Source organism: Streptomyces sp. NPDC057638, assembly GCF_042800315.1.
GTDB lineage: Bacteria > Actinomycetota > Actinomycetes > Streptomycetales > Streptomycetaceae > Streptomyces.
On the sequence record NZ_JBHVHF010000018.1, the window covers coordinates 13,466 to 39,659 of the forward strand.

At 72.1% G+C, this 26,194-nt stretch carries 19 protein-coding genes; 5 read left to right on the forward strand and 14 right to left on the reverse strand.

The features are described 5' to 3' along the window. Nucleotides 1-7 precede the first annotated feature (7 nt). From ACFVIM_RS04545 to ACFVIM_RS04590, 10 genes are all read right to left on the reverse strand, one after another. Nucleotides 8-1,258 (reverse strand): O-antigen ligase domain-containing protein, encoded by a 1,251-nt coding sequence (locus ACFVIM_RS04545; protein ID WP_384298333.1) that lies wholly within the window; start codon nucleotides 1,256-1,258, stop codon nucleotides 8-10. 1 nt (nucleotide 1,259) lies between these two features. Next, nucleotides 1,260-2,750, reverse strand: a complete 1,491-nt coding sequence (locus ACFVIM_RS04550) for a right-handed parallel beta-helix repeat-containing protein (RefSeq protein WP_384298424.1) — start codon at nucleotides 2,748-2,750, stop codon at nucleotides 1,260-1,262. A 45-nt stretch (nucleotides 2,751-2,795) separates the two neighbouring features. Further along, nucleotides 2,796-4,793 carry an alginate lyase family protein gene (locus ACFVIM_RS04555; RefSeq protein ID WP_384298335.1) on the reverse strand — a complete coding sequence of 666 codons (1,998 nt, stop codon included), beginning with the start codon at nucleotides 4,791-4,793 and terminating at the stop codon, nucleotides 2,796-2,798. Next, on the reverse strand, nucleotides 4,790-7,030 hold the full coding sequence (locus ACFVIM_RS04560) for a bi-domain-containing oxidoreductase (protein ID WP_384298338.1): 2,241 nt from the start codon (nucleotides 7,028-7,030) through the stop codon (nucleotides 4,790-4,792). The genes ACFVIM_RS04555 and ACFVIM_RS04560 overlap by 4 nt, the downstream gene beginning before the upstream one ends. A gap of 40 nt (nucleotides 7,031-7,070) precedes the next feature. Beyond that, nucleotides 7,071-8,999: an asparagine synthase (glutamine-hydrolyzing) gene (asnB, locus tag ACFVIM_RS04565; RefSeq protein WP_384298341.1), complete on the reverse strand. Its 1,929-nt coding sequence runs from the start codon at nucleotides 8,997-8,999 to the stop codon at nucleotides 7,071-7,073. A gap of 3 nt (nucleotides 9,000-9,002) precedes the next feature. Then, nucleotides 9,003-10,574: a Wzz/FepE/Etk N-terminal domain-containing protein gene (locus ACFVIM_RS04570; protein ID WP_384298344.1), complete on the reverse strand. Its 1,572-nt coding sequence runs from the start codon at nucleotides 10,572-10,574 to the stop codon at nucleotides 9,003-9,005. Next, complete coding sequence (locus ACFVIM_RS04575) at nucleotides 10,571-11,950, reverse strand: polysaccharide biosynthesis protein (protein ID WP_384298347.1); 1,380 nt, start codon at nucleotides 11,948-11,950, stop codon at nucleotides 10,571-10,573. The genes ACFVIM_RS04570 and ACFVIM_RS04575 overlap by 4 nt, the downstream gene beginning before the upstream one ends. Further along, nucleotides 11,947-13,212 carry a glycosyltransferase family 4 protein gene (locus ACFVIM_RS04580; protein WP_384298349.1) on the reverse strand — a complete coding sequence of 422 codons (1,266 nt, stop codon included), beginning with the start codon at nucleotides 13,210-13,212 and terminating at the stop codon, nucleotides 11,947-11,949. Before ACFVIM_RS04580 ends, ACFVIM_RS04575 begins: the two co-directional genes overlap by 4 nt. Then, nucleotides 13,202-14,527 (reverse strand): nucleotide sugar dehydrogenase, encoded by a 1,326-nt coding sequence (locus tag ACFVIM_RS04585; protein WP_384298353.1) that lies wholly within the window; start codon nucleotides 14,525-14,527, stop codon nucleotides 13,202-13,204. The genes ACFVIM_RS04580 and ACFVIM_RS04585 overlap by 11 nt, the downstream gene beginning before the upstream one ends. 67 nt (nucleotides 14,528-14,594) lie before the next feature. Continuing rightward, entirely contained in the window at nucleotides 14,595-16,073 is a 1,479-nt protein-coding gene (locus tag ACFVIM_RS04590) for a sugar transferase (protein WP_384298356.1), read from the reverse strand. A 1,154-nt stretch (nucleotides 16,074-17,227) separates the two neighbouring features. On the opposite strand from ACFVIM_RS04590, the gene ACFVIM_RS04595 reads away from it, so the two are divergent. The 3 genes from ACFVIM_RS04595 (at nucleotide 17,228) to ACFVIM_RS04605 (ending at nucleotide 20,459) form a co-directional block, all read left to right on the forward strand. After that, on the forward strand, nucleotides 17,228-18,427 hold the full coding sequence (locus tag ACFVIM_RS04595; RefSeq protein ID WP_384298426.1) for an IS110 family transposase: 1,200 nt from the start codon (nucleotides 17,228-17,230) through the stop codon (nucleotides 18,425-18,427). Between the two features lie 56 nt (nucleotides 18,428-18,483). Continuing rightward, a complete protein-coding gene (locus tag ACFVIM_RS04600; protein ID WP_384298359.1) occupies nucleotides 18,484-19,026 on the forward strand; it encodes a hypothetical protein in 543 nt (180 codons plus the stop codon). A gap of 323 nt (nucleotides 19,027-19,349) precedes the next feature. After that, nucleotides 19,350-20,459, forward strand: coding sequence for an AI-2E family transporter (locus ACFVIM_RS04605; RefSeq protein ID WP_384298361.1), 1,110 nt, complete (start codon nucleotides 19,350-19,352; stop codon nucleotides 20,457-20,459). Between the two features lie 13 nt (nucleotides 20,460-20,472). On the opposite strand, the gene ACFVIM_RS04610 is transcribed toward ACFVIM_RS04605, so the two are convergent. Further along, the gene (locus tag ACFVIM_RS04610) at nucleotides 20,473-21,699 is read right to left on the reverse strand and encodes an RNA-guided endonuclease InsQ/TnpB family protein (protein ID WP_384298364.1); all 1,227 of its coding nucleotides are present in this window, start codon (nucleotides 21,697-21,699) and stop codon (nucleotides 20,473-20,475) included. Nucleotides 21,700-21,723: 24 nt separating this feature from the next. Between ACFVIM_RS04610 and tnpA the strand changes: the two genes are divergently transcribed. After that, nucleotides 21,724-22,152 carry an IS200/IS605 family transposase gene (gene tnpA, locus ACFVIM_RS04615; RefSeq protein WP_384298367.1) on the forward strand — a complete coding sequence of 143 codons (429 nt, stop codon included), beginning with the start codon at nucleotides 21,724-21,726 and terminating at the stop codon, nucleotides 22,150-22,152. A 448-nt stretch (nucleotides 22,153-22,600) separates the two neighbouring features. Beyond that, the gene (locus ACFVIM_RS04620; protein ID WP_384298370.1) at nucleotides 22,601-23,470 is read left to right on the forward strand and encodes a lytic polysaccharide monooxygenase; all 870 of its coding nucleotides are present in this window, start codon (nucleotides 22,601-22,603) and stop codon (nucleotides 23,468-23,470) included. Between the two features lie 318 nt (nucleotides 23,471-23,788). On the opposite strand, the gene ACFVIM_RS04625 is transcribed toward ACFVIM_RS04620, so the two are convergent. The 3 genes from ACFVIM_RS04625 to ACFVIM_RS04635 are packed head-to-tail and all read right to left on the reverse strand — an operon-like array spanning nucleotide 23,789 to nucleotide 26,051. Then, the gene (locus tag ACFVIM_RS04625; RefSeq protein ID WP_384298373.1) at nucleotides 23,789-24,595 is read right to left on the reverse strand and encodes an ABC transporter substrate-binding protein; all 807 of its coding nucleotides are present in this window, start codon (nucleotides 24,593-24,595) and stop codon (nucleotides 23,789-23,791) included. Then, nucleotides 24,553-25,419, reverse strand: a complete 867-nt coding sequence (locus ACFVIM_RS04630) for a metal ABC transporter permease (RefSeq protein ID WP_384298376.1) — start codon at nucleotides 25,417-25,419, stop codon at nucleotides 24,553-24,555. Before ACFVIM_RS04630 ends, ACFVIM_RS04625 begins: the two co-directional genes overlap by 43 nt. Beyond that, nucleotides 25,416-26,051 (reverse strand): ATP-binding cassette domain-containing protein, encoded by a 636-nt coding sequence (locus ACFVIM_RS04635; protein ID WP_384298379.1) that lies wholly within the window; start codon nucleotides 26,049-26,051, stop codon nucleotides 25,416-25,418. Before ACFVIM_RS04635 ends, ACFVIM_RS04630 begins: the two co-directional genes overlap by 4 nt. Between the last annotated feature and the right edge of the window lie 143 nt (nucleotides 26,052-26,194).

Genomic DNA, 26,194 nt, shown 5'->3' on the forward strand with positions numbered 1-26,194 from the left:
GGTGACGTCACCTTCCGTCCCGGGCCCAGCGCGGGACACGTCGTCGAGGGGTCGCGGACAAGGAGAGCGGGGTCGCCGGGCCGGGTGTGGCCAGCAGTGAGGCGGCCAGCGCCAGGTGCAGCAGATACGGCGAGGCGTCACCCAGCCCGGCCTCGGTGTACGAGGAGGTCGCGCAGTAGGCGATCAGGAAGATGGCGCAGGCCCGCTGGAGGGACGGTGGCCGCAGCAGCGCCAGACCGCCCAGGACGATGATGATCGCCGCGACCAGGACGATGCCGACGATGCCCTGCTCCAGATAGACGGCGAGCCAGCTGTTGTCGATCGGCAGCCCGCCGTACGACTTGTCCCCCAGGCCGACGCCGAACAGCTTCTCGGCGGTCGTGCGGCGCTCCGCCAGCAGGGCGTCCCAGACATTGGCCCGGCCGGTGAAGCTGGAGAAGTGCTCCCGGCTCTGGCCGCGCAGGAACCACGCCTGCACCGCGGAGGCGAACCCGACCGCCGCCACCGTCACGACCACCACCGCCCAGACGAAGAACCGGCGGGCGGCGGGGCTGGTCAGCAGCAGCGAGCCGATCGCCAGCGCCAGCCCGACGAGCATGGCGACGGTGGCGGTGCGGGTGTGGCTCATCGCGAGCAGGACCAGCGTCGGCACGATGATCACCGCCGCGCTGCCCTTGGTGGTGCGGCGGCCCAGCACGAGCAGCACCGTCAGCCCGGTGATCACCGCCGCGTACTGGCCGATCTGCGGCGGGGTGAGCGGCCACAGCGCGCCGACCAGCCGTCCGCCGTACAGCTCGGGCATGGCCGCGCCCGGCGAGATGACCAGCCCGGCGGCGGCCGTGGCCAGCACCGCGAAGTAGAGCCGGATGTGGTGCCGGACGAACGTCAGGCCACCGTCCCACCAGCGGCTGAGCAGCCACAGTGTGCCGACGAAGAGGGAGAGCCTGGCACAGCGGAACATCGCGCCGAACCCGGCCTCCAGGATCGCGCTGGAGATCACGCTCGGCACCAGCAGCAGGGTCAGCAGGAAGACGAAGGCGCTGGCCCGGATGCGCAGCTGGAGGTTGAGCGCGAGCGCCAGCGAGAACGCGGCGACCAGCGCGCCCATCGTGACCATCTGCATCAGTGAGCGGGGCAGCGTGATGATGGTCTTCGCCCCGGCGGAGCCGAGGGTGTTGAGAACGAGCAGGCCCCAGACGATCCCGACGGTCTTCGGCGGTCCGGCGGGCCGTGTCCCCACGGCCGGTGCGGTGCCCATCTCAACCACCGGCCCGTGGGTCGAGGGTGCTGCCCGCGTCCTGCCGGTAGGGCGCGGCGCGCCACCGCGCGAAGTCGAGCACCCGGCTCTGGTCCTGGACGACGAAGGCCCAGGAGCCGAGGTAGACGTTGTCGTACCAGCGGTTGTGCTGCTTGAGGGTGATCGACTCGGCCACCCGGGTGCCCCGGTAGGGCGACCACGGGGGATAGGTGCCGTAGTTGGCGAGCACCGCCATGCGGTCGCAGTGCGCGGCGCACGCGAGGACCGCCGGGTCCCGGACGAAGCGGTTGTGGTGGATCTCCACCCGCTGGGTCCGCCAGCGGCAGTCGGCGAGCAGCGGCGCGGTGGCGATCCCCGGCCGGGCGCAGCGCTTCACCTCCGGCACCAGCAGGGTGCAGTCGCCGGAGGAGGTGTTGGCCGGGCTGTTGCAGAACCGGTCGGCGTTCTCCCACAGGGTGATGCCGGACCAGTTGTCCTCCAGCAGGTTGCGGGAGACGTCGAGCGTGTCCGTACGGGCCTTGATCCGTGGTTCGCCACCGGACTCGGAGAGATAGACGGTGGCGTAGGGGAAGGTGTCGCCGAGGTCGGCGTGTCGGCGGCCGTCGACCCAGTTGTTGCGCCGGATCGTGTTGTTCCGGATGACCGCGTTATAGCTGATCTCGTAGATCAGCGCGGCGCCGTCGTTGGCCTCCAGCACATTGCCCTCGATACGGAAGTCGTTGTTGTTGGTGTCCGCCCAGAGGCCGGATCCCCGGTTGTGGTGGATCCAGTTGCCCCGGATGTCGGCGCCGTTCACGGCCCAGAACTTGATGCCCCCGGTGCAGCCGCAGCCCGGTCGCCGCCGCTCCCAGTCGCCGGTGTTGTTGCCGGTGATCTCGTTGCCCTCGATCACCAGCGCGCGGATGGAGTCACCGGCCTTGTAGGCGTTGATCCCGTACTGTCCGTTCTCCCGCAGACAGCTGGCGCGGACCCGCTGGCGGGCCCCGGCCATCAGCCCGGCGCCGGAGTTCCGCTGGATCACCGCGTGCTCGACCACCCAGCCGTCGGCCGAGTCATGGTTCACCACGCCCTCGTCGTGCGGCGCGGCGAAACCCTGCACGGTCAGATGGCGGATGGTGACATCACGGGCGCCGCCGCCGAAGGCGTACTGGTTGGTCCGGCGGCCGTCGAGCACCGCGCCCGGCGCGCCCAGATAGCGGTTCCCCGGCTTGGGGACGACCTGGGCGAAACGGTCCGGTCCGAGCGTATGTGTACCCGGGCGGAGCCAGAACGTGGTCCCCGGGGGGCTGGCGGCGGTCCGCGCGGCCAGTTCGCCCACGACGGCGGGGTCGACGGTCACCGCGCCCGCCGGTGCCGCCGCCGGTCCTGGCACGGGCGCGGCGCACACCCGGGCCGGGGGCCGCGCCCCGGCCGGGGACGGCGCGGCGCCCGGGCCCGCCGACTCGCCCCGGGTACTCACACAGCCGCTCGCCAGCAGGGCCAGCGCCACCATCGGTAACGCCAGCCGCCGCCCGTTCCTGCCCCCCACCGGTGCCCCCTAGCCAGCGAACCTGAGTACGGTGGTGAACTCCCCCGGCAGCGCGGTGCCGTCGGCGGTGCCCGTACCCACCAGCGTCGTGCTGGGTTCGCGGCGCCCGAAGCCCGCGGAGTACCAGCCCAGCGGCGGCTCGCTCTCGCCCCGGTGCGCCCGCCAGCTCAGTGCTCCGGGCAGGTCGAGCACGGCCGAGCGGTCCTCGCCGTCCCGGGTCCAGCGCAGCACCGCCCGGTGCCCCGCCAGCTCCACGGCGATCTCCGGTCCCAGATGGAACGCCAGGCGGGCGCTGCGCGCCGGGCCGCGCACCTCGTCGACCACGCGCAGCTCCCGGCTCGCGGCGGTCAGCTCGACCCGGCGGCGGTGTGTGGTGCCCGGATAGCCGTCGTGCTCGGCGGCCCAGCGGGCCACGCCGTCGCCGGAGGCGGTGTCGGTGCCGGTGCCGGTGTCGACGAACAGGACGCGGGTGCGGGCGTGCCGGGTCCACAGGAACGGCCCGCCGGAGACGGACTGGTCGCTCTCGTCCAGTTGCAGGGTGTTGTGGCCGAGGGTGGAGCGGAAGTACCGCCGCCACGCGGGCTGTCCGTGGTAGCAGTACGTCCCCGGGTCGGCGAGCACATCGACCCCGTCGTGCCGTACCTCCACGGACAGGGCGTCCGCGTGGGCGTGGGCGGCGATGGAGAGGAAGCCGTGCGGGCCTCCGTCGCAGCGGCACCAGATCCCCGCCGGACCGCGCAGGATGGTCATGCCCGCGTCGGCGAAGTGGTCCGGCCGGTGGGCCGGGCGGCTCACCGCGGGCGCGGTTCCCTCCCGCGGGTACGGGCGGATCAGCGCGGCCAGCAGCGGGGTGCGCACATCGGTGCCGGTCACGGCGGGCCACCAGGACAGCCCGCCGAACACGGCGGCCCCGGCGGTCAGCAGCGAGCCCCAGCGGTCGGTGCCCGGGCCGTCCAGGACCAGACCGTGCCCGTCGTCCGCGTCGCCCTGGCGCGGCGGACGCAACCGGTCGTCCACGATGGCGGCGAGCGCGTCGGTCATCCGCAGCAGCACCAGCCGTACGGTCGCGGGCACCGGCACCGAGGCGGCGTCCGCCTCGGCCACGGCGGCCAGGCCCAGCTCCAGCACCAGCCCGTGGTACTCGGTGGCGAGTTCACGGTTGAGGCCGGAGCCGAAGGTGTTCCTCCGCAGCTGGCGTTCCAGCGACCGCAGCGCGTCGGCCCGCCAGCGCGCCGAGTCGGGGAACCACCCGAACGCGCAGGCCGCCGCCAGCTGCCCGGCGGTCTCGGCGATGACGTGGTTGTTGGCCGAGGAGGCCCGGCTGGGGAAGGCGGCCAGCCAGCGCTGGTGGTGCCAGATCTGCCGCACGGCCACCGGGTTCTGTTCGAACAGCCCGGCCGCGCCCGGCCAGCCGTCGAGCAGCCGCCGGATCCACACCCAGGACAGCAGCCGGATCCCCAGTTCGATGCCGCTGGTCCAGTGCACCCCGAGCAGGGGTGGGTTCACCGACCACCAGGACCGCAGCTGCGCGGCCACCCGCTCGGCGTACCGCTCGTTCCCGGTGAGCGCGTAGGCGGCGGCGAGCACGGTCAGGTACTGGTGCCGGGAGGGCTCCCAGATCTGCTTGATGTCCCCGACGGCGTCCTCGTCGCGGTAGGGCACGTCGAAGGCGTACCCCGACGGCGCCCGGCGCCCGGTCTTGGGGTCGTACCACCAGTCCGGGTCGGCCAGGTCGTCGCGGTCCACCCCGAAGAACACCGCATGCCCGTCCATCAGCCGGTCCGCCGCCGCGACCAGGCGTTTCGCGGCGTCCGGCGGGACCGAGGCGATCGTCTGGGCGGGCAGGACCGCGGTGAACCGGGCGCCGCTGACGGCCGGGCCGTCGGGCACCGCCGACCGCCACCGCCGCCGCCGCACCGTGTCGCCCACCCGGCCGCCGATCTCGCGCGGCCCCATCCGGGAGAGCCGCCGCAGGTACCAGGCCGCGCTCCCCGCGCTCGCGGTCATCGCGCCCGCTCCAGCGTCACGGGCGCGCCACTGACCAGGCTGGTCCGTACGGCGAGGGTGGCGGCCGTGGTGGCGGCCAGGGACTCCAGCGGTACCGGCATCGGTCCGCCGCTCCGTACCGCCGTGAGGAACGCGTCCAGTTCGGCCCGCTGGCCCTTGTCCCGGGCCTTGGGCAGCCGCGAGCTGACCCAGCGCTGACGGCCGTAGACCGAGGCGCGCACGAAGTCGTCGAGCCGCAGCGCCTGGCCGTCGGCGACCAGGTCCAGCGTCTCCTTGGGGAAGCTGGCCGGGCCGGTGGTGACATAGCTGAGGGTGGCGGTGGACCCGCCCGGGTACCCCAGCACGATCTGGAGGTCCTCCTGGCCGGGCGTGGCGGTCGCGTACACCGAGACCGGGTCGGCCCCCAGCAGCCAGCTCGCGGTGTCGATGAAGTGCCCGCCCTCGCCCGCGAACCGGGTGCCCTCGCTGCCCTGCCGCAGGTACCAGCTGCCGTGTTCCAGCCGGCCCGCGTTGACCAGATAGCGGACGCTCGCCGGGCCGGCCGGCGCGCCGAAGCGCTTTCTGGCCTCCGTCAGCAGCGGCGCGAACCGGCGGTTGAAGCCCACCTGGAGCCGGTCGTTGCCGGACTCCTCCACCGCCGCGAGCACCCCGGCCAGCTCCTCCTCGGTGAGCGCGAGGGGCTTCTCCACGAAGACCGCCTTGCCCGCCAGCAGCGCCCTGCGGGTCAGTTCGGCGTGTGAGCTGTGCCGGGTGACGACGAACACCGCGTCGACGGCGGGGTCGCCGAGCACGGCGTCGAGATCGGTGGTCGCCTCGGCGAAGCCGAACTTGCGCCGCGCGTTGGCGGCGGAGAGCGCCGTGGTGGTGACGACCGTGGACAGCTCGACGCCCTCGCGCCGGGTCAGATGCGGCAGCAGCATCGATGTCGCGTAGTTGCCCGCGCCGACGAACGCCAGCCGCACCCGCGGCGCGGCGGACCGCGCCGGGGCGGATGCCTGGGCGCCGCGCCGCACGGCGGGCACGGTCACCGCGGGGGCCGCCGTCGCTGTGGTCCGCTCGGGCTGCTCGGCCGGCTCACTCCGGGCGGGGCCGTCGGGCTCGCTCCGGGCGGGGCCGTCGGGGTAGCGGAACAGCACCGCCACCGCCTTCAGATCGCCCTCCTTCAGCCGCTTGTAGGTCTCGACGGCGTCCTCGAAGTCGGCGATATGGGAGATCAGGGGCTCCACATCGACCCGGCCCCGGGCCAGGAGGTCGAGGAAACAGGCCAGGTTGCGCCGCTCGGTCCAGCGGACATAGCCGATCGGGTAGTCCCGCCCCTCCAGCTCATACGCCGGGTCATAGCGCCCGGGGCCGTAGGAGCGGGAGAACCGGACGTCCAGCTCCTTCTCGTAGTACGCGTTCCACGGCAGGTCCAGACGGCACTTGCCGATGTCGACGACCCGGCCCCGGTCCCGGCTCATCCGGGCCGCCAGCTCGACCGGCTGGTTGCTGGCGCCCCCGGCGGCCAGATAGACCTGATCCACCCCATGGCCGTCGGTGAGTTCGGCGACCGCGCCGGCCACGGCGGCGGAGGAGGGGTCGCCGCAGGCCGTGGCGCCCAGCCGGGCGGCCAGCTCACAGCGGTCCGGATCGGGGTCCACCCCGACGACCCGGACCCCGGAGGCGGCCAGCAGCTGCACCACCAGCTGGCCGATCAGCCCGAGGCCGATGACCAGCGCCACCTCACCGAGCTGGGGCTCGCCCTGGCGGACGCCCTGTAACGCGATCGACCCGACGGTGCCGAAGGCCGCGTGCCGTGGCGCGAGACCGTCCGGCACCCGGGCGTAGAGGTTCTTCGGCACCCAGTTCAGCTCGGCGTGCAGCGCGTGCTCATTGCCCGCGCAGGCCACCAGGTCACCGACGGCCACATCGTCGATCCCGGCGCCGACCCGCTCGACCACCCCGCAGAGCGAGTAGCCCAGCGGGGTGTAGGAGTCCAGCTTGCCCATCACCTTGCGGTAGGTCGCGGGCAGCCCGTTGGTGGCCACGCTCTGCATCACCTTGGCGACCTGGTCCGGCCGGGAGCGGGCCTTGCCCAGCATCGACATCCCGGCCTCGGACACCTTCATGAGCTCGGTCCCGGTGGAGATCAGCGAGAAGGCGCTGCGTACCAGCACACCGTCCGGCTTGCACCCCGGCTCCGGCACGTCGAGCAGCGCCAGCTCGCCGCTCTTGTAGTTCTGCACGACCTGTTTCACCCGAGCTCCTCTTGTTTCCCACACTCGTTCTTCGACGCTGTCAGGCCGACGGGCCCTGGCCGGAGCCAGAGGTCGCGCCGCGATACCAGTACTCCAGGGTCAGCACATGCCACAGATGCTTGGAGAAGTCCCGCTGCCCGGCGGCGTCCTCGGCGGCCAGCCGGGCCAGCGCGTCACGGCGCAGGAACCCGGACCGCACCAGCTCGCCGTCGTTGATCACCTCGCGTACCAGCGGTGCCAGATCCCGGCTCATCCAGGCCCGCAGCGGGGCGCTGAACAGGCCCTTGGGCCGGTAGACGATCTCCCGGGGCAGGATCGAGGAGGCCGCCTCCTTGAGGACGGCCTTGCCCTGGCGTCCGGCGATCTTGCGGTCGCCGGGCACCGCGAACGCCGCCCTGACCACCTCGACGTCCACATAGGGCACCCGTACCTCGGTCGAGGCGGCCATGCTCGACCGGTCGGTGTAGGCGAGGTTGAGGCCCGGCAGGAACATCCGGGCGTCACCCAGACACATCCGGTTGACGAAGTCGTCGAGGTCGTTGTCGTGGTAGACGTCCGCGTGTTCGGTCAGGACGTCATCGACCGTCCCGGCCAGGTCCGGATCGACCAGATCGAGCAGTTCGGCCCGGTCGTACATGGTGTAGCTGCGCCGGAACGCGGTCTCCTCCGGCAGGTCGGCGAAGGAGAGGAACCGCTTCGCGAACCGCACCGACCGCAGACCCCGGCGGGAGGTGGCGACCGGCAGCCGGTCCACGGCCCGGGACAGACCGCGCCGCAGCGGCCTGGGGACGCGCTGGTAGCGCAGCGCGAGCAGATTGGCCAGGTGCTTGCGGTATCCGGCGAACAGCTCGTCGGCGCCCATCCCCGAGAGCATCACCTTCGTCCCGGCCTCCCGGGCGGCCGAGCAGATCAGAAAGGTGTTGATCGCGGCGGGATCGCCGATCGGCTCGTCCAGGTGGTAGGTCATCCGGGGCAGCAGATCGAGCACCTGCGGGGCGATCTCGATCTCCCGCAGGTCGACCCCGAACCGTTCGGCGACCTGCCGGGCGTAGCGCAGGTCGTCGGGCATCGCCTCGAACCGGGCGTCCTCGGCGCGGAACCCGATCGTGTACGCGGTGATCCCGGGCCGGTGGCGGGCCGCGAGCGCGGTCAGATAGCTGGAGTCGAGACCGCCGGAGAGGAACGTCGCCACCGGGACGTCGGAGAGCAGATGGCGCCGGTTGGACTCCTCCACGATGGCGGCCAGGTCCGGCAGCTCACCGGCGCGGGCCCGCTCACGGCCCTCGGCCGCGATGTCCCGGAGGTTCCAGAACCGGCCGCGCTCCGTGCGGCCGTCGGGTCGGCACCGCAGCCAGCTCCCCGGCGGCAGCTTCTCCGCCTCGCGGTAGGCGCAGCGCGAGTCCGGCACCCAGTAGTACAGCAGCGACGCCACCAGCGCCCCGTGGTCCACCTCCAGCGATCCGCCGGTCACGGCGGCGAGCGCCTTCAGCTCGGAGGCGAACACCAGGCCGCCGCCGCGCCGGAGCAGGAACAGCGGCTTGATGCCGAGCTGGTCCCGGGCGAGCACCAGCTCACCCGTGCGTTCGTCGAAGACCGCGAACGCGAACATGCCGCGCAGCCGGGGCAGACAGTCCGTGCCCCAGCGGCGCCACGCCTCCAGCAGCACCTCGGTGTCGGAGGTGCCGCGGAAGCGGACCCCGGCGGACACCAGCTCGGCCCGCAGATCGGGCGCGTTGTACAGCTCCCCGTTGTAGGTCAGGGCCAGACCGTCCGAGACCATCGGCTGGGCGCCGGTCTCGGACAGGTCGATGATGGCCAGCCGGCGGTGTCCGAGGTGGACCTCGCCCGCACCGACCGGGTGGTCGTAGCGGCCGGAGCCGTCCGGCCCCCGGTGGGCGAGGACCTGGGTGAGCCGGTCGGTGACGGCCTTCCCGTCCGGCCACCGGTATGTGCCTGCGATGCCACACATGTCCTACCGCGCCTCCTGGTCGCTGTCCGGGACCCGGGCGGGCGGCCTCGACGGCCGTTCCGCCCGTGGCTGGCCCGTTCCGTTCTGCCGGGCCAGCCGTTCCGTCCGTGGCTGGCCGGTCCCGTTCTGCCGGGCCGTCCGCTCCTCATGGCCGCGCAGCGCGGTGCGCGGTCCGTCCCACAGCGTGCCGTCGGTCCGGTCGCCCGGATCCGGGTCGATCAGCACCACGCCGATCACCGCGATGCGCTGCTCCGCGAGCTGCCGCGCCACGGTGTGCAGCCATGCGGCGCTGCTGTGCCCGGCCCGTACGACGAGCACGGTCTGGCCGCCGAGGTACCGCAGGTCGGTCCAGGCCGTGCCGGGGCCGACCGAGCCGACGCCGACGCGGCGCGTCGGGTAGTCGAGGGATTCGGCGGCCTCGCCGCTGACCACGGTCGGCCCGCCCGGCTCCTGGCGGCCGTCGGCCAGCTCCGGGCCCGGCAGCCCGTCGACGAGGACCACGGGGCCCTCCGCCGCCAGGGCCCGGCCGACGTTCAGGGCGATGGCGCTCGCGCTGCGCGCACAGCCCAGTTCCAGCAGCGACACCGGCTCCACCGAGCCGCGCACCGCGCGGGCCAGGGTGGTGGTGAGCCGTTCCCGGGCCGCCCGGGTCCGGCGCGGCCGCCAGGGCCAGCGGATCAGCCGGGGCTCCGGGCCCAGTTCGGCGATGACCGAGGCGCCCAGGTTCGACGCGATCTCCCGCCGCAGTACGGGGCGGTCCCCCACCACCGTACCGACCAGGGCCAGCGCGAGCCCGAGCACAAGCCCGAGGGCGGACCCGATCCCGGCGTTCATGGCGGCGGTCCTGGTCAGCGAGTGCGCCACCACGCGGGGGGCGTCCACGATCTGGGTGCCCGCGACGACCCTCGGGGTGCCGGTGCCCGCCTCGGCGGCGCGCTGGTCGAACTCGGCGATCCGCGAGTTGAGCTCGGCCCGGCGGGCGAAGAGCGACTCGATGCTCGCCGACGCCTCCGCGTCGCGGTCCAGCGAGTCGTCCCCGATCGTCTTGTTGATCCGGCCCAGTTCGGCCCGCATGCGGTCGCGCTGGTCGAGCAGGGCCTTGGCCTCGGCCCGCGCGGCTTCCCGCATCCGTCGTACATGGTCGGCGATGAACGCGTCGGCCAGCGCCTTGGCGCGGGCCACCGCCTTCGCCTCGCTGTCGGCGGTCACATCGATCTGGAGCAGGTTGTTGGTCAGTCCGGTGCCCTGGTAGTCCGCCATGAAGTCCTCGGGCTTCTCCGGGGACTTGAGGGCCTGAAGGGCCTTCCCGGCGATCCGTGTCGTCGACAGCAGGGCGACGTCGGTACGGATGAGCGTTCCGGTGTCGTTCGGCTGGTCCTCCCGGTGGGCGACCAGCACCTTGGTCACCGCCGTCGGCGGCGGTGGGGTCAGGACCGCCAGGGCCGCGCCCAGCAGCAGCCCCAGGAGCGCCACGCCAGACCAGAGGCGTCGGCGTCTGCGCACCGCCACCACCAGCACCTGCAGGTCCAGCAGCGGAACGGCTGCCGAGGACTCCGCAGTCGTGCTCGTCGTCACATCGATTCCCCCGTCGTGTGCCCGCGACCGGCGAGCGCCAGCGCGGCGCTGTCCGGTGGATGGTCGGCCGACCGGGTCCGGCGGGCCCGGACCGTATCGGCGAGAACGATGCCGATGACCTCGTGTCCCCCGTCCACACAGGCCTCGGCGATGGCGCCGAGCTCACCGGCGGTCCAGTTGCCCGCGCTGAGCACGACCAGGGCACCGGACTCGGTGTCGCGGTCCGGCACCATCGGCTGGGTCACCGAGACCGCCACCACCCGCAGCTGGGACGCGCCCGGGGCCGGGGTGTTCGCGGCCTCGGCGACGAGCTGCCCGGCGGCCCGGCGGGCGGTCTCGTCCCCGTCCGGCACGACGACCAGCAGTTCTCGCGGGGCGGGCAGCCGCTCCCGGAGGCGGGCGCACACCCGCCGGTAGCGGATCCGGGCGCTGTCCTCGTCGCCTGAGGTCCGCGGGGCCGGGAGGTCCCACCGGGTGTCGGTGCCCAGCAGCCGCCGGACCCGGACCCGGGGGCCACCGCCCTCCGGCCGCGTGCCCCCGTCGCCCGGCACGTCGACACTGCCCAGCAGTGTCGACCCCAGCGCCGCGGCGATCTCGGTCTCGGTCCGCAGCCGACGGTTGGCCCGTGCGGTGGCGAGATGGGCGATGACCGCGACCAGGACGAACAGCAGCGCCCCGGCACCGATGAGCTGGATCCGCGTCGGCGGCGCCTCGCCGGTCGGCCGGGCCGCGGGGCCCATGACGACCATATCGGCCTTGTTCCGCGCCAGGTCGGCCTCGTCCAGCTTCTTCATGGCCTCCTCCAGCGCGGTGCGCAACCGGGCGAGTGAGGTGCGGGCCTGCACACTCTCCACGGTCTGCCCCCGATCGGCCGCGCCGGCCAGATCGCTGATCCGGCGGCTGGTCTCCAGCACCTTCCGCCGCAGCGCCTCGGGGCCGGTGGCCGCCGCGGCGTCGGTGCCGTCGCCCGCGATCCGCGCGGCGAAGGCGACGAACTGCTGCGCCACCCGGTCGGCGAGCTGCTGGGCCCGCCGGGGGCTCTCGGCCGTGCCCGAGACCTTGATGATGTTCCCGTCGGTGGGCGCGGCGCTCACCCGCTCCCGTAACGCCCGACCGCTGACGCCCGACCAGCGGAGCGTGGCCGCCGCGCGGTCGACGACCGCCGAACTGGTCGCGATCTCCACCTGCGTCAGCAGCTCGCGCTCCTCCCACGCCCCCGGCAGCAGCACCGACGCCGTCGCCGTGTAGCGCGGGGGGAACAGTACGGAGGTGCCGTAGCCGGTCAGCGCCCCCACCAGGGCGAGGACGGTCAGCAGCCGCCAGCGGCAGCGGAGGATCCGCCCGATCGTGACCAGGCGTATGGTGTCATCGCTCAACGCCGTGATCGCTTCCCTCTGCGTTCCCGGCGGCCCGCCGACGCCGGAGTCCGGCCACGGCAGGCGGCGTCGTACGCGGCGAGCAGCGCCCGCTGCGAGTTGCGCCAGGCCAGCGGTCCGGTGATCCGCTCCTGGCCGATCGCGCCCATCCGGGCCCGCAGCTCCGGATCGTCCAGCAGCAGCGCGACGCGCTTGGCGAACTCGGCCTCGTCGTTGGCGGGCGCGTAGAGCGCGGAGTCCCCGGCGGAGACCCGGGCCTCCCTCAGTTCGAAGGAGACGATCGGCCGCCCCATCGCCATGTACTCCAGGACCTTGTTCATGGTCGACACGTCGTTGAGCGGGCTGCGCGGGTCGGGCGAGAGACACACGTCCGCGGTGGACAGATAGCGCACCAGGTCGGCGTCCGGGACGCGCCCGGTGAACTGCACCTGGTCGTCGAGCCCGAGCTGCCGGGACAGCTCCACCATCGCGTCGAAGGAGTCGCCGGAGCCGACGAACACCGCGTGCCAGTCGGTCCGCCCGATCTCGTCCCGGAGCTTGGCCAGGGCGCGCAGGGCGTAGTCGACACCGTCCTGGGGCCCCATGACCCCGAGATAGCAGAGCAGATGGGGCTTGCCGCGCTTCAGCTCGGGCTCCGGCGGCACGGGCTGGAACCGGTCCGTCTGCGGCGCGCTGCGCACCACGAAGACATCCTCCGGCCGTCGGCCGCCCCGGCGGACCGCGACGTCACGGTAGCTCTCGTTCGTGGCGAGCACGATGTCCGCGGTCCGGTAGGTGAACCGCTCCAGCGCGCACACGGCGCGGTAGAGCAGGTCCTTGCCGCGGTCGAACCGGGACAGGTACAGCTCGGGTGAGAGGTCGTGCTGGTCGAAGATGAACCGCGCGCCGCGCCGCTTCAGCCAGAGCGCGGGCAGAAAGAGCAGGTCGGGCGGGTTGCAGGCGTGGACCACATGGACCGGGCCGACCTTGCGGGCCAGCCGGGCCGTGTGCCACAGCGCCGCGCCGTACTCCTGGAGGTATCCGGCCGGTCCTCCGGTGGCGGCGCGCAGCGGGTAGCGGTGGATCCGTATCCCGTCGATCACCGCCTCCGGTTCCGTGTCCCGCTTGCTCCCCCGGGGGCAGATGACATCCACCGTCCAGCCCGCGTCGCGCAGCGTCATGCACTCCTGCCACACCCGCCGGTCGAACGGCACCGACAGGTTCTCCACCAGAATCAGCGCGCGCCGGTTCGGCCGGTCGCCGCTGTTCGTGTCACCAAGCAAGGCCCATGTATCCCGGTTCGGCCCGGCGCGCCTCGGCGTCGGGGAGGTGAATGAGGTCGATCAGCGTGGTGCCGCCGCCGTGCGGCAGTGCCGACAGCACGGCCGGATCCCGGGTGCCGACCAGGCATACCTCGGCGTGGTCCAGCACCTCCTCGACGGACTTCGCGAGGAGCTGCGCGAGGTGCGGCAGCCGGGTCTCGATGTACTCGCGGTTCGCGCCGAGCAACCGGGAGAGGTTGACGTTGGCGTCGTAGATCCGCAGGTCGTAGCCCTTGCCGAAGAGCCGCTCCGCCAGTTCGACGAGCGGGCTCTCGCGCAGGTCGTCGGTGCCGGGCTTGAAGGAGAGCCCGAACAGGCCCACCCGGCGCCTGCCGGTGCGCTCCACCAGCTCCACCGCGCGCTGGAGATGGGCGGAGTTGGAGGGCAGCACATGGGAGAGGATGGGGACCGCGACATCGGCCCGCTGGGCCGCGTGGACCAGGCTGCGCAGGTCCTTGGGGAGGCAGGAGCCCCCGAAGGCGAAGCCGGGGCGCAGATAGGCGGGGCTGATGTTCAGCTTGCGGTCGGCCAGGAACACGTCGATCACCTGGTGCGAGTCGACCCCGAGGGCCTGGCACACCGCGCCCAGCTCGTTGGCGAAACCGATCTTGAGTCCATGGAAGGCGTTGTCCGCGTACTTGATCGCCTCGGCCGTCGGGACCGGCACCCGGAACACCTCGCCGGGCAGGCCCTCGTACAGCGCCGCGACCGCGTCGCCGCTGGCCGGGTCGAGTTCGCCGATGACGGTCTTGGGCGGGTCGAAGAAGTCCCGCACGCTGGTGCCCTCGCGCAGGAACTCCGGGTTGACCGCCACCCCGAAGTCGACCCCGGCCGTCCCGCCGACACACTTCTCCAGGATCGGTACGAGCAGGTTCAGACAGGTCCCCGGCAGCATGGTGCTGCGGAAGACGATGGTCTGGCGGTCCCGCCGTCCGCCCAGGTCGGCGAGCGCGGCGCCGATCTCCTCGGTGACCCGCTCCAGATAGGTGGTGCACAGACTGCCGTTGGGCTCCGACGGTGTGCCCACGCAGATCAGCGACACCTCACTGCCCTGGATCGCCTCGCGGACATCGCCGGTGGCGCGTAACGCCCCGCTGCGCACGACATCGGCGATCAGCTCACCGATCCGTTCCTCGACCACCGGGGCCTTGCCGTCGTTGACCAGGTCGACCTTCACCGGGTTCACATCCACCCCGATGACCTCGTGCCCCATGCTGGCCAGGCACGCGGCCGAGACACAGCCCACGTAACCGAGCCCGAAAACACTGACCTTCATGACCCGTTCCTCCCCCCAGGCAGGCCCCCACGGCCCGCTGTCGACACGTTGACGCAACCGCCGAGCATCAGTAGGCCCCCTGTCCCGAGACCACCGCGCGCAGGGTCTTCCACAAGATCACCGTGTCCAGGGCGAGCGACCAGTCCTCCACGTACCGCAGGTCGAGCCGGACCGCCTCCTCCCACGGCAGGTCGCTGCGCCCGCTGATCTGCCACAGCCCCGTCAGTCCCGGCTTGACCAGCAGCCGCCGCCGGATGTCCGGCCCGTACTCGGCGGACTCCTCCGGCAGCGGGGGGCGCGGGCCGACCAGGGACATCGACCCGGTGAGCACATTGAAGAGCTGCGGCAGCTCGTCGATGGAGTAGCGGCGCAGTACGGACCCCACCCGGGTCACCCGGGGATCCCGGCGGAGTTTGAACATCACCCCGGCGCCCTCGTTGCGGTGGGCCAGCCCGGCCTTTGCGCCATGGGCCCCGGGGACCATGGTGCGGAACTTCAGGATCATGAACTCCTGGCCGTCCTTGCCGACCCGGCGCTGCCGGTAGAAGACCCCGCCCCGGCTGTCCATCGCCACACACAGTCCGACCAGCGCCATCAGCGGCGCGAACACCAGCAGCAGAACCGCCGCGCCCATCCGGTCGACGACCGCCTTGACCACCCGGCGCCCCCCGGTGAAGGTGGGCATGCTGACCCGTAACAGCGGGATCCCGAGCACCGCGTCCACATGCAGCCGCGGACCGGCCACCTCCATCAGCACCGGGGCCACGACCATCTCGGCGTCGCTGCCCTCCAGGTTCCACGCCAGCCGCTGGAGCCGGTCCGGTGACCAGTGGGGGTCCGGGGTGACCGCGACGACGCGGTAGCCGCCCCGGCGGACGTGGTCGGCGACGTCCGCCAGCCGCCCGACGACCGGCACTCCGTCCAGATGGTCACCGTCGTGCCCGAGACCGTCCGTGGTGCACACCGCGTCCACCCGCCAGCCGAGGTGCGGGAACTTACGGGCCCGGGATATCAGATCGCTCAGGGTCGCCGCGCTCCCGGCGGCGAGCACGGGTCTCAGGCAGCGCCCCTCCTTGCGCTGTTTATGCAGCCAGAGGCGGAGCAGATAGCGCTCGATCATGGTGACGAGCGCGATGGCGGGGATCGCGACGAAGATCCAGAGTTTGATGTTCTGCGAGGTGAAGGCGATTCCGCCGAGTGCCAGGACGACGGCCGCCGCGAACAGTGAACGTCCCAGCCTGCGGAACTCCTCGGCGCCCTGACCGAGCACGGCCGGAGCCCAGGACCGGCTCACCGCGAGCGCCCCGAGCACCAGTAACTCGGTGCCGAAGGCGAGAATGCCCCACTTCTCGTGCCAGTTGGCCGCGTCCCGGGAGCCGAAGAAACTCCCGATCGCGGCCACCACGACGGCGGTGGCCACCATATCGCCGGTGATCACGGTACGGCGGTACCGCTCCTCCCAGTCGATCGCGGGTTGGTTGACTGCCCCGTCCGCCAGACGCCCGCGCGCCGACGGAAACGGGTTGACTAACTCCCCCTGCTGCACAGAACCCCCCAAGGTCCCCAGCGGTTCGACGTGTTCGCCGCACACTGCCCTGACCACGGGGGACCCCCGCCCCCCGCGCCGCGCTGCTCCTCCGCGCGGGGGACCCCCCGCGCATGACGTCCCGGCTCTCCCAGTACTCCGTGAACCGCCCACCCCGGTGGCGGCGGACTCGTCCGCGCCGCCCGACTCCCGAGGTGTACCGGAATCCCTTGTCATAGCGGGAAGGACGGGAATCAACCGCGCCGCCGGGTGCTGCCCGCACCCAAGGGCCCCCTCCCGGGCACCGAAAACCGATCACCCCCATGTGCGGCACCGGGACGCGACGACTGGCGGTCCCTGGCGCCGGACCTAAAGATCACCACTGTTCGCCTCACTCCCGAACAGCTGAAGCACGGTCAATCTAGACCATCGGAACCGGTATGGAGAGGAGATGTGTGCAACTTGTGTTCAAGCTTTGATACGTGATCCACCGGCCGATCACCTCCAGCGGGTGCCGTGACGGGGAGGACGTGCCGTGCGACCTGTGATGACGGGAAATCCCCCGCGGCGCCGGAAGCGGAATGACAGCACGGAACTTGACCGAGCCATGGCCCGAGGTCATGGACCGGGGTGCGGTCGCGACTCCGGTACGCCCCGCCGAGGGCTCGAACTCAGGTTCGCCATCGGCCGCAACCGCGTGATTCCCGTGACAGAAGTGACGACCCCGCCCGCGGCCGCCCGGGGCGCGACCCAGGGCACAGAACTCCGGCATACCACCCGTAGCAGAACACCCCTCCCCGGCATACCCGACGGCGGCCGCACCGCGACCCGGCGCCCGACCGCGGCACCCCGCCCTATCGCGCCCGGGTGCGCTCACTTGACGTGCCGTCAACCCTTATCCGCCCACTGGCGGTGAATACACCGGTTCTCCCCCCCCCATTACCTTTTTGGTGGTCCCGCAATGGGGCTCCCGGCCTCCGGGCCCGGCATGACTGCTCCCCCCTGTTGAAGGTATGGCCCGGGGGGTGGTGTCACCGGTCCCGGAGGCACTGACAGACCGCTGATTAGGGGCATGACCACCGACTCCTCCGGGAGGCAGGGAGGCTCTTCGTAATGTGGATGTGGCGATCGGTGCCGAAGGACGGCCGGGCGGGCACGATTGAAGGGCGCACGTGATCAACACCGGCGACATCGACGTCTACCTCGGTCTGGACGTCGGCAAGGGCGAACACCACGCCACCGCCGTCACCCCGGCCGGGAAGAAGGCGTTCGACAAGCGCCTGCCCAACAGCGAACCGAAACTGCGCGAAGTTTTCGCGAAGCTCCAGGCCAAGCACGGGACCGTGCTCGTCGTGGTCGACCAGCCCGCGTCGGTCGGGGCCCTGCCCCTCGCAGTCGCGCGGGACATGGGCTGCCAGGTGGCCTACCTGCCCGGCCTGACGATGCGGCGGATCGCCGACCTCTACCCGGGCGAGGCCAAAACCGACGCCCGCGACGCGTTCATCATCGCCGACGCCGCCCGCGCGATGCCCCACACCCTGCGGGCGATCGACCCCGAAGACGAGACCGTCGCCGAGCTGGAGATGATCGTGGGATTCGACGACGACCTCGCGGGTGAGGTCACCCGGGTCGGCAACCGGCTCCGCGGCCTGCTCACCCAGATCCACCCGCACCTGGAACGGGTGATCGGCCCGCGAATCCAGCACCCGGCCGTCCTCACCCTGCTGGAACAGTTCGGATCCCCGGCCCGAATCCGCAAAGCCGGACGCCGACGGCTGGTCACCCTCATACGCCCGAAGGCCCCCAGGATGGCCGAGCGCCTGGTCGACGACATCTTCACCGCCCTCGACGAGCAGACCGTCGTCGTCCCGGGCACGGACGCCGCCGCGCTGATCGTCCCCAGCCTCGCCACCTCGCTCCAGGCAGTGCTCGACCAGCGGAAAGTCCTGGCCGCCCGGATCGAGGAACTGCTGGAGGCACACCCTCTTTCCCAGGTCCTGACCTCGATGCCCGGCATCGGCGTCAGGACCGGAGCCCGCATCCTCATCGACGTCGGCGACGGCAGCAACTTCCCTTCCGCCGCCCACCTCGCCGCCTACGCCGGCCTCGCCCCGGCAACCCGCAGTTCCGGCTCGTCAATCCGCGGTGAACAACCCTCCCGCCGTGGAAACAAGCAGCTCAAACGGGCCTTCTTCCTGTCCGCGTTCGCCGCCCTGGCCGACCCGGCGTCCAGGACCTACTACGACAAGAAGATCGCCCAGGGAAAGCACCACACCCAGGCCCTCCTCTGCCTCGCCAGACGCCGAGCCGACGTACTGTTCGCCATGCTCCGCGACGGCACCTTCTACGACCCCCAGCCCACCCCCACAGGTTGACGAAACCCATAGGGGCACCCCCCCCGGCACGGCACCCACGGGAGCAGCATGGCGATATGACCACCTCCACGCATGAGCCCGTCATGGAGCTCCTCCGCGCCGCGATCGACCCCGCCAGTCACCGCACGGACGCCCTCAGCCCCGCGGACCTGCCAACGGGCCGCATCATCGCGGCCACCGCCCACGCCGACGCCGACGACCAGGGAATGGAGCGCGTCTCCCTCATGGCCGCTGGAATCGCCATGGCCGCGGTCGGCCTCACGGCGGAGATCGCCGGGCGCAGCGGCCAGAGCACCGACGCGCTGCTCGACTCGCTCGCCCAGGCGGCGCGCACCAGAGGAGACGACGAGTTCCCGCTGGCGGTGGAGGTCATCCGGGGCATGTTCAGTGACGGCGCCGCGGACGGCGTGGAGATCCTGGGGCGCACCTTCGCCCACGACGAGGCGGACTTCCTGACCCTGCTGCTGAACCTCGCCCATTACTGCGGCACCAGCATCATGGCCCTGGAGACGCAGTTCGACACCCCGGCGGAACAGACCCTCAGCGACCTGGAGAGCGCACTGAGGAGCTTCGCCGAAGGCAAGGACCCCTCGGACTGAGCCACGCCCCCGGCAGCCGACCGGGACGCCCGCGCGAGCCCCCTTCACTCCGTGCACGCCTGCCACTCCGGCCGTCGCGGTCCGGGGGCGCGCGGGGCCGGGCCCATGGAGCGTACCGCCGGGCCGGGCGGCACGGCGGATCACCGCCCCGTTGCGCACGCCCCCGTCCCCGACCTCGCCGCTCGGCGGAGGGCGGGAGTCCGTGCGGTGCGGCGGAACGGCGGGGCGGTGACCCGACCGGTCGGCGGATCCCGCGGCGCCCTGCGGGTGAAAACGGCGGCGCCCGCGGGCCCGCTCGGTGCGGCCGCGGTAACAGCACAGGGATGCCCAGCTCCCCCGAGCGGCCACCGCCACCGCCCGTCACCGCCGCGCGCCCGACCGTGCCCGAGGGGCTGCGTATCGCCGCCGCGTACGCCTGGCGTGTCATCGCGGTGGCCCTCGTCGTCCTCGGGGCCTTCTCCGTGCTCGGCCGCTTCCACCGGATCGCCGTCGCCGTCTTCCTGGCCCTGGTGGCCACGGCCGTGCTCAGGCCCATCGCCGACCTCCTGGCCCGCGGGCTTTGCCGCGCGCTCGCCGTCGGGCTGACGGTGACCGGCAGTGTCGTCCTCGTTCTCGGTGTGTTCGTGCTGGTCGGGGAGGTGGTGGCCGGACAGGCGAGCACGCTGGCGCGGGAGTTCCGCAGCGGGTTCGACCGGATCCTGGGCCTGCTGGAGAAGCCGCCGTTCCGGCTCTCCGCCGATACCCTGACCGACTTCCAGTCCCAGCTCGGACAGTTGCTCACGACCCATCGGTCCGCCGTCGTGGACACCGCCCTCAGCGGCGCGGGGCGGGTGGTCGAGGTGCTCACCGTGCTCGCTCTCGCCGTGTTCTGCTCCGTCTTCTTCATCCACTCGGGCGAGCGGTACTGGGCCTGGTTCCGCGCCGAGCTGCCGACCCGGTTCCGTAGTCGTACGGCCGTGGCGGGGCGGGCGGCGTGGCGGACCTTCACCGGCTACACCCATGGCGTCCTGCTCGTCGCCGCGGTGAACGCGGTACTCGTCGGCGTCGCCCTCACCCTCCTCGGCGTGCCCCTGGCGCTCCCGCTGGCCCTGCTGGAGTTCTTCGCCGCGTTCGTCCCCCTGATCGGCTCGCCCATCGCCCTGGCCGTCGCCGTGGTGATCGCCCTGGCGGCCAAGGGCCCGCTGATCGCGGGGATCGTGGTGGCACTCATCGTGATCATCGGGCAGATCGAGGGCCATCTGCTCCATCCCCTGGTCATGAGCTGGGCCGTCCGGCTCCACCCCGTCGTGGTCGCCCTCGCGGTGATCGCGGGCGCCATCGCGGCGGGCGTGATCGGCGCGATCGTGGCCGTACCCCTGGTCGCCGTTGTCTGGTCGGTGCGGCAGGCGCTCCGCGGCCGGGACGGGGAACGGAAGGGCCAGGAGGCACCTTGACATCCTCTCCGCCCTAGAGGGCGGGGATTCCCGCCTGCCTGCCGGTGGTCACCGGCTGGGGCTTCGGGTGGGTTCCTGTTTCTTCGCGCTGTGCCGGGAGGAGTCCCGGTCTTACCCGCGCTCCGCAGGCTGATACGGCCAGTCCGGCCGCCTTGGCGATGTTGACCGCCGCGTTGATGTCCCGGTCCAGGTGGGCACCGCAGGCCCCGCATGTCCACGTACAGACGTGCAGGGGCTTGGGGCCGTCCTTGACGCCGCACTGCGAGCACATCTGAGACGTCGGCTCGAAGCGTCCGATGCGGATGAGAGTGCGGCCGTACTTCGCCGCCTTGTACTCCAGCATCGTGGTGAACGCCGACCATCCGGCGTCGCGCACGGACTTGGCGAGGCGGGTGCGGGCGAGCCCTTTGACCGCCAGGTCTTCCACCGCGACCGCTTGGTTCTCGCGGATCAGCTTGGTGGAGAGCTGGTGGTGGAACTCGCGCCGCGCATCGACCGTCCGTGCGTGGGCACGCGCAACCCTGACCCGGGCCTTCGCCCGGTTCTTCGACCCCTTGGCCTTGCGGCTGAGATCCTGCTGCGCCTTCTTCAGCTTCTTCCCGGCCCTGCGCAGGAAGCGGGGGCTGTCGATCTTCGTGCCGTCCGAGAGGACCGCGAAGTGCGTCAGTCCCAGGTCGATACCGACCACGCTGTCCGTGGCGGGCGGCGTCTCGGGCCCGGTCTCGACCACGAACGAGGCGACGTACCGTCCCGCGCTGTCCTTGACCACGGTCACCGTGGAGGGGGTGGACGGCAGGGAGCGTGACCACCTGACCGGAACGTCACCGACCTTCGGCAGTCGGAGCCTGCCGCCGGTCGTGATCTTCCATCCGGCGTTGGCGGTGAACCGGACCGACTGCCGGGTGTCCTTGCGGGACTTGAAGCGGGGCGGCCCCGTCTTCGGCCGCTTGCCTTTGAGGCCGTCGAAGAAGTTCTTGTAGGCGGTGTCCAGGTCCCGGAGAGACTGCTGCAGCACGACCGAGGAAACCTCAGCGAGCCATGCCCGCCCGGGTGTCTTCTTCGAGGCGGTGAGCTGCTTGGACAGCTCGCCGGACGGGATGAACGGCAGGCCGGCGGCGCGGGCGGTCTCACGGGCCCGGAGAGCGTCGTTGAAGACCACCCGAGCACACCCGAACGCCCGTTCCAACGCCATGCGCTGACCGGCGCCCGGGTACAGGCGGAAGCTGTACCGAAGCTGCACGCCGGTCACCATACCCTTGGGTTTATGTCACCACGCTGGCATCCCCATCCCGATGTACGCACCGGTCGTCACGTCGTCTACCACCTGCATGTCCACTTGGTTTTCGTCACCAAGTATCGGCGCAAGGCCATGACCGACGCCATGCTGACGCGGTGCGAAGAGATCATGAGGGAAGTCTGCGCGGACTTCGAGGCCGAGCTGAAACAGTTCAACGGCGAGGACGACCACGTGCACCTTCTGGTGCACTACCCGCCGAAGGTCCAGCTCTCGAAGCTGGTCAACTCCCTCAAGGGAGTGTCGGCCCGGATGCTGCGCAAGGAGTACGACGCGCACGTGCGCCGGTACCTGTGGGGCGGACGCTTCTGGTCCGGCTCCTACTTCGCCGGGTCCTGCGGCGGCGCACCGCTGACCGTGGTCAAGCAGTACATCGAGAACCAGAAACGGCCCGTCTGACCGTCACGACAGGGCGCAGCGAACTCCGGCGCTTCGCGCCTCCGACCCGAAGATGGCCTTCACCCCCGCCCTGAAGGACGGAGCACTGGCCAAGATCAGAGGTAGACAGCGCCCCGCAGGGTCCGGTCACCGGCGAGGGTGCCCGGCTGGAGCGGGTGTGGAGCCCGGCCGGGCGCCGACCCGTCCCCCCGCCGACCGCCACCGCGCGACGGACCGCCACCGCGCGACGGGAACGGCGGCCATCACGCTGACATCAGTCCGGCTCAAGTCCTCCTTGTGTCCCGGTCATGAGAGGCCCACTCGGAGGTCGGCTCGCACGAACCCCCCTTGCTATTGGTATGTACCAATGCGATCCTGCTGGAGTGGATCACCGTCCCAACACCCCACGTCAGGGCCGGTGTTGCCGAGAACCTCCCGACGTCCCCTACACGTACGAGAGTGAGCCACCATGTCTGCCACCCGCCGCCGCGTCGCCGCAGCCTCCGCCGTCGCGTCCGCCGCGACCCTCCTGTCGCTCGTGCCCTCGCCCGCGACCGCACACGGCTCCGTCTTCGGCCCGGTCAGCCGCGTGAGCGCCTGCTTCGCCGAAGGCCCGGAGACACTGAAGTCCAAGGTCTGCAAGGACCTCGCCGCCGACTCGGGTACCCAGCCGCTGTACGACTGGAACGAGGTCAACATCGCGAATGCCAACAACAGGCACCAGCAGATCATCCCGGACGGCAAGCTCTGCTCCGCCAACCGCGTGAAGTACCGCGCCCTGGACTGGGCGCGCACCGACTGGCCCGCCACGACGGTGACCCCGGGCTCCTACAACTTCAATGTGCGGATCACCGCGGCCCACCAGGGCGCCATGACGCTGTACATCACCAAGCAGGGCTTCGACCCGACGCAGCCGCTGAAGTGGTCGGACCTGGACGCGACCCCGGTGGCCACGTACTCCACGCCGCGCGCCAGCGACAACGGCTACTACAAGTTCACCGGTAACCTCCCCGCCCGTACGGGCCGTCACATCATCTACAAGGTCTGGCAGCGTCATGACAGCCCCGAGGCCTTCTACGGCTGCTCGGACGTCGTCTTCGGCACGGCCGCCGCCGCGTCGGCCAAGGCCCCGACCGAGGCGGGCATCGAGGCCGCCTCGACGCACTCGACCGTCAGCCACGCCGGTCACGGCGGGGACGAGCACGCGCCCGCGCTGGCCTCCGCCGAGACGGGGTCCACGGGCTCCTCGCCGACCGGCGCGCTGACCTGGGCGGCGGGCGGCGCGCTGTTCGCCGCGGGCGCCCTGTTCTTCGGCCGCGCTCGCCGCAAGGCGAGCTGACCGGCCGCCGGGCGGGTGAGCCCGGGGCGGGTGGCGCCACCGTGAACACCTCCCTCGAAGCATGCGGCGCGTCCGGGGCATAGCGGTGCGGCCGAGTCGGTCCACGACGGCCTCCGTGCCGGTCCAGCGCCTCGTCGACCGAGGCGCGGAACCGGACGGAGGCCGTTCCCATCCGCCCGGGGCACCCCGGTCCGGCGAGCACGCCCGGGGCCCGGTCCGAGGGAGGAGCCCACGGAGAACGCGCCCGGACGGCCGCGCCGGACCGGCGGGAACCCCTCGCCGGTCCGGTCGTGGTGGAACCGCGCCCGGACTCACGGGTCAGGAATCCGCCATGGCCTTCTTCAGCTCGGCCGCCGCGTCGCGGTAGACCGGCAGCAGGTCGAGATCGTCGCCCGGGTAGTTGACGATGGCGACGTGCCGGGCGCCGGAGCCGGGCAGGACCGTTCCCGTCGACATATGCGCGTTGTCCAGGACCAGGGCGGGCTTGCGCGCGGACAGTTCGGCGAGCTGCGCCGGGGTCACGGCCTCGGGACCGTAGGTCCCCGTGGTGGTGGCGCCGGCCAGCTTCGCCGCCCAGGTGGTGAAGACCTGGCTGACCACGCGCGGACTCCTGCCGCCGGGCCAGGCGGCCCGGAGGTCCTCGCTCAGCTGGGCGTACTCGGTGGCGAACTCCTTCTTCCACCGCTCGGCGTCCGGCTCGGTGCCGAAGAGCCCGGACAGTCGGGTGACCTCGGCCGTGAGCTTCCCGGGGTCGTTGTCGAGGTTCACCTCGACCAGCTTCGCCTTCGACCCCGCGGCCTCCTTGATCTTCTCCGCGTACGGTTCGAACGGGGCGTAGAGGACGAAGTCCGCCTCGGCGACGGCGGCCAGGTCGGACGGCTTCGGGTCGTAGTCGGGGGCGTGGCGTACCGACTGCTCCACGATGACCTCGATGTCCTCGGCACCCGCCGCCTTGGCGAGGGCGCCTTCCCAGGTGGTGGTCGTGACCACCACCGGCTGACCGTGGTGCGCGTGCCCGGCGTCGGCGGACGTACCGCCGTCGCCGCCGCACCCCGTCGCGAGGGTCAGGGCCGGCAGGACGGTCAGCGCGAGGAGGGAAGAGGTGCGGAAGCGGGTGCGCGCCATGAGCTGATTCTCCGTTCGGGTACGCAGTGGACGGCGATGGCCAGGGCCCCCGCCGTGAGGACGAGCACCGGGCCCGGCGGCCAGTCCAGCCACAGGGACAGCAGGAAACCCGTCAGATTGACGACGACGCCGATGCCGACCGCCCACAGGGTGATCGACTTCAGCGAGGTGCCCAGTCGGCGGGCGGCGAGGGCGGGCAGCAGGGTCAGGGCATCGACGAGCAGGGCACCGGTGAGCTTGATCGCCCCGGCGACGGCGATGGCCACCAGGACCAGGAGCGCGGCGGTCAGTATCCGTACCGGGACTCCGGAGCAGTGGGCGAGCTCCCGGTCGTACAACAACAGCCCGATGTCCCGGCGGCGCCACCAGAACAGCCCGTGGACCACGGCCGCGAGAACACCGAGCACGATCAGATCGGGTGTGCCGACCGACAGGATCGACCCCCAGAGCAGGGCGAACGCCCCGGACGCGTTGACACCCGACACGGAGAGCAGCAGCAGCGCCGCCGCGATGGCCAGGCTCATCAGCAGGCCCATCGCCCCGGACAGACCGCCCGGGGTCCCGGCGAGCGGGGCGACCCCCGCACCGGCCAGGGCGCAGGCGGCGAGCGCGCACAGCATGGGGTCGAGCCCGGTGAGCATGCCGACCGCGATACCGAGCAGGGCGACGTGCATCATCGCGAACCGGACCGGCATGATGTCCAGACCGACGATGATCACGCCGATGACGGGCAGCCCGATCGCGGCCAGCAGCAGGGCGAACCCGGCGCGCTGCACCGGTACGAGTTCCAGCAGGGCGCCGACGTCGGCGAGGGCCAGTGTCACCGGACCTCCCGCAGCCGTCCGGCGGCCATCTCCAGCAGCCGGTCGCAGCGGTCCGCGAGCGTCCGGTCGTGGGTCACCACGACCAGCGTCACCGGCAGGGAGGTGAGGACGTCCGCCGCCTCCTCCTGCCCCGCGAAATCGAGTGCGGCGGTGGGCTCGTCGGCCAGGAGGACCTGCGCGCCCGCGGCGACACAGCCGATCGACCGGGCCAGGTACATCCGCTGTAACTGACCGCCCGACAGGGTGTGCAGCGGTCGCCCGGCGCACCCGCCGACCCCGAGCCTGGCCGCCGCCCGCCCGGCGTCGGCGGGCGCGCCACTGCTGGCCAGCAGCTCCGAGCCGAGCAGGGGGAACAGCCCGCCCGCCGGCTTCTGCGGGATCCAGGCACAGGAGCGCAGCCGCCAGGCCCACTCCGCCGGGGTCCGGGTGTCCCGCCCGCCGACCAGGATCGAGCCGGTCACCTGCCGGTGCAGTCCCAGCACCGCCCGCAGGAGCGTGGTCTTGCCCGAGCCGTTGGTGCCGGTCAGGGCGACGCGTTCACCGGCCGCGACCCGCAGATCCACCTCGGTGACGACGTCCACCCGCCCATGCCGACAGGCCACCTCCCGCATCCTGATGTCCAGCCCACCCATCGCATATCCCCCGTTCCCTCCATGCCGGAGCGGCTCCGGCCGCGCCTCTGCCCGGCCACCGAGGTAGTCGGACGACGGGAGTGCCGGGTTCCCGGTGTCCGCGGTGATTTCCCGTGATGGCGGGGCGGGACCAGCGCGGGGTG

Bases quoted from the DNA above. Each gene is read 5' to 3' on its own strand.
- ACFVIM_RS04545 (WP_384298333.1), bottom strand. From the start codon at position 1,258: ATGGGCACCGCACCGGCCGTGGGGACACGGCCCGCCGGACCGCCGAAG.
- ACFVIM_RS04550 (WP_384298424.1), bottom strand. From the start codon at position 2,750: ATGGTGGCGCTGGCCCTGCTGGCGAGCGGCTGTGTGAGTACCCGGGGC.
- ACFVIM_RS04555 (WP_384298335.1), bottom strand. From the start codon at position 4,793: ATGACCGCGAGCGCGGGGAGCGCGGCCTGGTACCTGCGGCGGCTCTCC.
- asnB (WP_384298341.1), bottom strand. From the start codon at position 8,999: ATGTGTGGCATCGCAGGCACATACCGGTGGCCGGACGGGAAGGCCGTC.
- ACFVIM_RS04585 (WP_384298353.1), bottom strand. From the start codon at position 14,527: ATGAAGGTCAGTGTTTTCGGGCTCGGTTACGTGGGCTGTGTCTCGGCC.
- ACFVIM_RS04600 (WP_384298359.1), top strand. From the start codon at position 18,484: ATGACCACCTCCACGCATGAGCCCGTCATGGAGCTCCTCCGCGCCGCG.
- ACFVIM_RS04605 (WP_384298361.1), top strand. From the start codon at position 19,350: ATGCCCAGCTCCCCCGAGCGGCCACCGCCACCGCCCGTCACCGCCGCG.
- tnpA (WP_384298367.1), top strand. From the start codon at position 21,724: ATGTCACCACGCTGGCATCCCCATCCCGATGTACGCACCGGTCGTCAC.
- ACFVIM_RS04620 (WP_384298370.1), top strand. From the start codon at position 22,601: ATGTCTGCCACCCGCCGCCGCGTCGCCGCAGCCTCCGCCGTCGCGTCC.
- ACFVIM_RS04625 (WP_384298373.1), bottom strand. From the start codon at position 24,595: ATGGCGCGCACCCGCTTCCGCACCTCTTCCCTCCTCGCGCTGACCGTC.
- ACFVIM_RS04635 (WP_384298379.1), bottom strand. From the start codon at position 26,051: ATGGGTGGGCTGGACATCAGGATGCGGGAGGTGGCCTGTCGGCATGGG.